3 protein-coding genes and 1 CRISPR repeat array are annotated in these 7,932 nt (G+C 36.2%); all 3 genes read left to right on the top strand.

Annotated elements, in window-relative coordinates; genetic code table 11:
• Positions 1-291: 291 nt before the first annotated feature.
• Genes cas9 through cas2 form a run of 3 tightly spaced genes read left to right on the top strand, consistent with a single transcriptional unit; the run spans position 292 to position 5,744 of the window.
• Positions 292-4,491: a type II CRISPR RNA-guided endonuclease Cas9 gene (gene cas9, locus B2107_RS05425; RefSeq protein ID WP_293953840.1), complete on the top strand. Its 4,200-nt coding sequence runs from the start codon at positions 292-294 to the stop codon at positions 4,489-4,491.
• A 12-nt stretch (positions 4,492-4,503) separates the two neighbouring features.
• Positions 4,504-5,406 carry a type II CRISPR-associated endonuclease Cas1 gene (cas1, locus tag B2107_RS05430; protein WP_293953842.1) on the top strand — a complete coding sequence of 301 codons (903 nt, stop codon included), beginning with the start codon at positions 4,504-4,506 and terminating at the stop codon, positions 5,404-5,406.
• 5 nt (positions 5,407-5,411) lie between these two features.
• The gene (gene cas2, locus B2107_RS05435) at positions 5,412-5,744 is read left to right on the top strand and encodes a CRISPR-associated endonuclease Cas2 (protein ID WP_209579667.1); all 333 of its coding nucleotides are present in this window, start codon (positions 5,412-5,414) and stop codon (positions 5,742-5,744) included.
• Positions 5,745-5,862: 118 nt separating this feature from the next.
• Positions 5,863-7,883: a CRISPR direct-repeat array (repeat unit 46 nt; unit sequence GCTGTTGTAAATATCGTTAAATCAAAGAATGAAAGCAATTCACAAC).
• The last annotated feature ends 49 nt before the right edge of the window (positions 7,884-7,932 follow it).

Below are 7,932 nucleotides of genomic sequence, written 5' to 3' on the forward strand. Positions count from 1 at the left end.
AAGTAGATTTCTGAATTTTTAGCATACTAAATGCAAGATCTTTGATTAAAAATTGACTTAAACTATTAGTCGTTATCACTCGCAAAAAACAGCTAGTGGGTTATTTCGAAAATAAAAATGCCCCGTAGATAGACGAGGCGCTAAATGTTTACACAACGGAAATAATCCTTATTGTGAATTGCTTTCATAGCAAATATAGAAAAGATTTTCGTATAGCAATTATGGTTTGCCGTAAAATAAGAGAATATTTTTATTTAGTATTGAATAATATTGTACCAAATTGATCATATGATGAAAAGAATACTTGGACTTGATTTAGGAACCAGTTCTATTGGTTGGGCATATGTATTGGAAGCTCAGGATGACAATGAAATTTCCAAAATTGAAAAATTAGGCGTACGTGTCAATCCATTAACGACAGATGAGCAACTTAATTTTGAAAAAGGCAAGCCTATAACAACCAATGCCGGCCGAACGTTAGCAAGATCTGCAAGGCGCAACTTACAACGCTTCAAATTAAGAAGAGACAATCTCATCGAAGTCTTAAAAAGAGAAAAATGGATTGACGATAAAAGTATATTAACTGAAAACGGAAATAAATCTACTTTCGAAACCTATGCACTTCGTGCAACAGCAGCATCCAAAGAAATAGGACTGGAAGAGCTAGCCCGGGTATTGTTAATGATCAATAAAAAAAGAGGATATAAAAGTAGTCGTAAAGTTAATAAAGAAGATGAAGGACAGTTGGTGGACGGAATTGAAGTAGCTAAAAAGCTTTACCATGAAAACCTTCCACCAGGAGCATTTGTATATCAATTACTAAAAGAAGGAAAGAAAAAGCTACCTGATTTTTATCGGTCAGATCTGCAGCGCGAGCTAGACTTGATCTGGGATTTCCAAGCTAACTATTATCCTGATCTATTGACACCGGATTTTAAAGAAGAGCTCAAAGGAAAAGGATTGCGGGCTACATCTGCTATCATTTGGTCAAAGTACAAATTCAACACAGCGGAGAATAAGGGAACGAGAGAAGAGAAAAAGATTCAAGCCTACCAATGGCGAAAAGATGGACTGACAAAGCAATTGGAAAAAGAAGAGGTCGCCTATATCATTGCAGAAATTAATGGACAGCTCACAAACTCATCCGGATATCTGGGTGCCATCAGCGACCGTAGTAAAGAGCTATATTTTAACAAACAGACTGTTGGGCAATATTTATTTAATCAACTGCAACAAAATACACATGCGAGATTAAAAAATCAGGTATTCTATCGTCAGGATTATTTGGATGAGTTTGAAAAAATCTGGAGTGTACAGAGCCAGTTCCACCACTGTCTCACCGAACAGCTTAAAGAGGAGATCCGTGATATCATTATCTTTTATCAACGCAAATTAAAATCTCAAAAAGGATTGATAAGCTTCTGTGAGTTTGAGCAACGCGAAGTTGTTGTCAACGGAAAAAATAAAGTTATAGGCTTACGTGTTGCCCCCAAATCGTCTCCTATGTTCCAGGAATTTAAGATATGGCAGCAGCTCAATAATGTAAAGCTCAGGAATAAGACGAACAAAGAGGTTTACAATCTCGCAGAGGAGCAGAAAAAATACTTGTTTGAAACGTTGAATCTCAAGGGAAAACTTAGCGCTCACCAGGTCTTAAGTTTAATCGAAGGAAAACCCAAAGAATGGGAATTGAATTATACTGAACTTGAAGGAAATAGTACGAATGCTGCGCTATACAACGCCTATCTGGATATTTTGGATATGGAGGGATACGATGTTCGTAATGAATTAAAGATTAAGCTCAACAAGGACGAAATTACATTATCCGATCTAGATAAACCTGTATCCGAGATTAAGGATATGATTCGGAGAATATTTCAGCATTTGGGCATAAATACTTTCATTTTAGATTTTGATGCACAACTGCAAGGCGATGATTTTGAAAAACAATTGTCTTATCAATTGTGGCATTTGCTCTATTCATATGAGGAAGATGACTCTAAAACAGGTATGGATCGACTCTATAATCAGTTGAACCTTAAATTTGGTTTTAGCCTTGATCAAGCCAAGATTATTGGTAAAATCGCCCTACAGGATGATTATGGAAATTTGAGCACAAAAGCTATGCGTCAGATTTATCCCTACATTCAAGATGCTGAATACAGTGCTGCATGCAAACTGGCTGGCTACAATCATTCCAAATCATCTTTGACTAAAGAACAACTTACCAATAGAGTGCTCAAAGACCACTTGGATATTCTACCTAAAAATAGTTTAAGAAACCCTGTTGTTGAAAAAATATTAAACCAAATGGTCAACGTTGTCAACACGTTGATCGATACTGAAAATGATAAGCTTGTACAAGAAGGTAAAGAAGCTGATTTTAGGTTTGATGAAATTCGGATAGAACTGGCTAGAGAATTAAAGAAGAACGCAAAAGAGCGTGAGGAACTGACAAAAGCAATTAATACATCAAAGGCAGAACACGAAAAGATCATTAATATCTTGCAAACTGAAGATGGAATAAAAAATCCAACGCGTAATGACATTATTCGTTTCAAGCTTTACCAAGAGCTGAAAAATAATGGGTATAAAAATCTTTATACCAATGAATATATTCAACGAAAAGATCTATTTACCAATGTATATGATATCGACCATATCATTCCGCAATCCCGATTATTTGATGATAGTTTTTCTAATAAAGTTTTAGTTCCCCGAAATGTCAATATTGAAAAAGGAAATCAAACGGCATTTGATTACATCCATACGAAATTTGGCGAAGATGGGATTGAGGCCTATGAGGCAAGAGTTGAAAGATTGTTTAATTTGAGAGAAGAGGGCGTATCCCGATCCAAGTATAGAAAGCTGCTTATGCGCGGATCCGATATTGGCGAAGGTTTTATCGAGCGAGATTTGCGAGATTCGCAGTACATTGCTAAAAAGGCAAAAGCCATGCTTTTTGAAATTACACCATCGGTCATTTCTACTTCAGGATCAGTTACCGATCGATTGCGTGAGGATTGGGGATTGGTCAGTGTGATGAAAGAATTAAACCTGCCCAAATTTAAAGCGGTTGGTTTGACCGAGTACCTCGAAACCAAAGATGGTAATAGAAAAGAAGTAATCAAAGATTGGAGCAAGCGAAATGATCACCGGCATCACGCTATGGATGCGATTACTGTCGCTTTTACTAAGCATAGCCATATTCAATATCTCAATCATTTAAATGCGCGAAAGAATGAGAAAAGTGAGTTTTTCAGTACCATTAAAGCCATTGAAATGAAAGAGACCTACGTGGATCGCGACGATTTAGGAAATCGAAAACGTTTCTTTAAAGAACCGATTGCTCATTTCAGATCAATTGTCAAAGCGCATTTAGAGCGTATTTTAGTTTCACATAAGGCTAAGAATAAAGTTGTCACAAAGAATCGCAATAAAATTGACGGCAAAAAAGAGGCGCAAGAAGTTTTAACGCCCAGAGGACAGCTTCATAAAGAAACCATCTATGGAAAGATTCTGCAGTATACTTCAAAAGAAGAAAAAATATCAGCAAAATTTGATGCGGCAACTATTGCTATGGTTTCAAACCCAAGATATCGCTCAGCTTTATTAGATCGCCTCACTGCATACGGTAATGATCCCAAAAAAGCATTTACAGGTAAAAATTCACCGATTAAAAGTCCGATTTATTTTGACCAGCAAAGACAGCTTGCTGTCCCCGAAAAGGTAAAATTGGTTTGGTTAGAAGAAGACTATACCATTCGCAAAGCGATTGGGCCCGATTTGAAGATCGAAAAAGTTATAGACCGAGGAGTAAAACGTGTTTTAGAACAGCGGCTATCAGCATACGGTGGAGATACTAAAAAAGCATTTTCAGATTTGGAGAATAATCCGATATGGTTAAATGAGGAGAAAGGAATAGCCATTAAAAGAGTTACGATATCTGGAGTCAAGAATGCAGAAGCCTTGCATACGAAGAAAGATCATTTTGGACAGGTATTAAAAGATAAAGATGGCAACACTATGCCTGTAGATTTTGTAAGTACAGGAAATAACCATCATGTGGCTATATATGCGGATGAAAATGGCGCATTACAAGAAAGGATAGTATCATTTTATGAAGCCGTAGCTCGTGTGAATAGCGGTTTTTCAATAATTGATAAAGATTATAATCAACATTTGGGCTGGAAGTTTCTTTTCTCGATGAAGCAAAATGAAATGTTCCTATTTCCTTCGGAAGACTTTGATCCAAAACAAATCAATTTCTTCGATCGCAACAGTTACAAATTGATTAGTGAAAATCTTTTTAGGGTTCAGAAATTTACGATAAAGGATTACTTTTTCCGCCATCACTTGGAAACAAATGTTGAAGATAATTCGAAAACCAAGGGTAAATTATGGAGACGCGAGGGATTGAATGGTATAAATGGTATTGTTAAGGTAAGAATTAATCACTTAGGTGAGATAGTTCAAGTAGGTGAATACTAAAATGCAAGGGCGATGATAAAACGTACACTAGTATTTTCAAATCCGACCTATCTCAGTCATTCCAATAAGCAATTATTGGTCACTTATCCTGACAAAGAAAAGGACAGTAAAACTGTTCCAATCGAAGATATAGGTGTACTATTAATGGAAAATCAGCAGATTACCATTTCACACGGATGCATTTCGGCGCTATTAGAAAACAATGTAGCCATCATTTCATGTGACAGCAGTCACATGCCCACAGGTTTGATACTGCCACTAGATGGAGGACTTACTCAAAGTGAACGATTTCGCTATCAAATTGAAGCTTCTGCCCCATTAAAGAAACAGTTGTGGCAGCAAACCATACAGCAGAAGATATACAATCAAGGGCGGGTTTTGGAAGAATTAGGTTATGATGTCACTAATATGTTTAGGTGGTCGCGCTCGGTAAAATCCGGCGATCCAGATAACTACGAAGGGAGAGCTGCTGCTTATTATTGGCAAACCATATTTAGTGAGTTTACATCATTCAATAGGGGTAGAGGAGGTGAGCCACCCAACAATTTATTAAATTACGGATATGCCATACTGAGAGCAGCAGTTGCCAGGGCGTTGGTCTCTTCAGGATTACTCCCCACGTTGGGCATTTTTCACCGTAATAAGTATAATGCCTACTGTCTGGCCGATGATATTATGGAACCTTATCGTCCCTATGTGGACCGTATTGTTTATAGTTTGGTCCAAGACTTTGGTGTTGATGCATTAAGAGAACTGACTACAGATTTAAAGGTTCGACTGTTACAGTTGCCACAATTGGATGTAAAGTTTGACGATATGACTAGCCCATTGTTGGTAGGAATATCTCGTACAACAGCATCATTGGCGAGGTGTTATGAAGGCGTCAGTCGGAAGATTAATTATCCAGAATTGTAAATATATTGGAGAGACTAAATCAATATCGCGTTTTGTGGATTTTAGTATTTTTTGATTTACCTACCGAAACCAAAAAGGACAGGAAGGCACATGCCAAATTTCGTAAAGAAATTATGCAGGACGGATTTGTTATGTTTCAATTTTCAATTTATCTCCGGCATTGCAATAGCCGCGAGAATGCGGATGTCCATCTGCGAAGGATAAAGCGGCTGCTTCCGGAAAAAGGCCATATCGGTATCTTAACAATTACGGATCGGCAATTTGGAGATATTGAGCTTTTTATTGGAAAAGAAATAACAAAAAGACCGGATACCCCACAGCAGCTAGAACTATTTTAAAGAAATTAGGATATTGGAAAGTGCTATTAAACAAAAAATCCAAGTGTTCAAGCTTGGATTTTTTGTTTTGTAATTTTACGTTTAACGAATTGATTTAAAGAATTATACAGCATGGTATGCTGTTGTAAATATCGTTAAATCAAAGAATGAAAGCAATTCACAACTTAAGGTCATTTGAAACAGACTTAACTTCGGCTGTTGTAAATATCGTTAAATCAAAGAATGAAAGCAATTCACAACACACTAACAACAACACTGCCAGTATCTAAGGCTGTTGTAAATATCGTTAAATCAAAGAATGAAAGCAATTCACAACTTAGTTCTATACAGTGACATTATATCCATGGCTGTTGTAAATATCGTTAAATCAAAGAATGAAAGCAATTCACAACATGTCTAAGTCCTCATAACCTGTCCATTGAGCTGTTGTAAATATCGTTAAATCAAAGAATGAAAGCAATTCACAACTTCTATAGGTCTACCAAGTAGTTCATCTAAGCTGTTGTAAATATCGTTAAATCAAAGAATGAAAGCAATTCACAACCTTAATGCTATATTGGCTTGTATCTGCGCCGCTGTTGTAAATATCGTTAAATCAAAGAATGAAAGCAATTCACAACGGGGCGCTCAACTTTCAGCAGCTCGTGTAGGCTGTTGTAAATATCGTTAAATCAAAGAATGAAAGCAATTCACAACTCACAAAGGGAATCATCTTCACAATAGTAAGCTGTTGTAAATATCGTTAAATCAAAGAATGAAAGCAATTCACAACTAGTTTCCGTAAAAACTTGCGGCACCGAAAGCTGTTGTAAATATCGTTAAATCAAAGAATGAAAGCAATTCACAACATCCCGTAAATCTTCCCTCCGTATTCATCTGCTGTTGTAAATATCGTTAAATCAAAGAATGAAAGCAATTCACAACATCCTTAATGCGGTTTTCTTCCCGGACAGTGCTGTTGTAAATATCGTTAAATCAAAGAATGAAAGCAATTCACAACTTACAGACACCACGACCAAAAGGTATTTTTGCTGTTGTAAATATCGTTAAATCAAAGAATGAAAGCAATTCACAACTCAATCTTCCGATTCGTTTCGGTAGCCTGCGCTGTTGTAAATATCGTTAAATCAAAGAATGAAAGCAATTCACAACACTCCCTGAAGTTCTGGAAATTTTGGTTAAGCTGTTGTAAATATCGTTAAATCAAAGAATGAAAGCAATTCACAACACACCCGTATTATCGATAAGAATCGACTTGGCTGTTGTAAATATCGTTAAATCAAAGAATGAAAGCAATTCACAACTGTTGATGATGTATTTAAAGATAATGATGGGCTGTTGTAAATATCGTTAAATCAAAGAATGAAAGCAATTCACAACCAATGCTGTATGATTCGTTGTATATCTCTGGCTGTTGTAAATATCGTTAAATCAAAGAATGAAAGCAATTCACAACTAAATTTGAAGTGATCCAAAAGATTACGAAGCTGTTGTAAATATCGTTAAATCAAAGAATGAAAGCAATTCACAACACGCAAACGTGGTGTAAAAAAATACAACAGGCTGTTGTAAATATCGTTAAATCAAAGAATGAAAGCAATTCACAACAGTGTAATAACGGTATATAACCGCATCAAAGCTGTTGTAAATATCGTTAAATCAAAGAATGAAAGCAATTCACAACTTCATGCAATTTAACCTACTTCAATCAATGGCTGTTGTAAATATCGTTAAATCAAAGAATGAAAGCAATTCACAACGCTCGGTATCAACTTCAGCTGTCACCTCATGCTGTTGTAAATATCGTTAAATCAAAGAATGAAAGCAATTCACAACCTAATGCTGAAAGTATTAAATTTGTATCTAGCTGTTGTAAATATCGTTAAATCAAAGAATGAAAGCAATTCACAACTGTAATCCCATAACATAGTTAGCTGACTTTGCTGTTGTAAATATCGTTAAATCAAAGAATGAAAGCAATTCACAACGCATCTTTACGCGCCTTCTCAGCATCTCGAGCTGTTGTAAATATCGTTAAATCAAAGAATGAAAGCAATTCACAACTGGTGATATCGTTGATGGTACATCAATGGGCTGTTGTAAATATCGTTAAATCAAAGAATGAAAGCAATTCACAACTAAATTGCTCCAATAGCACGAGGAGTATCTGCTGTTGTAAATATCGTTA

Source organism: Sphingobacterium sp. UBA7855 (assembly GCA_002500745.1).
Taxonomy (GTDB): domain Bacteria; phylum Bacteroidota; class Bacteroidia; order Sphingobacteriales; family Sphingobacteriaceae; genus Sphingobacterium.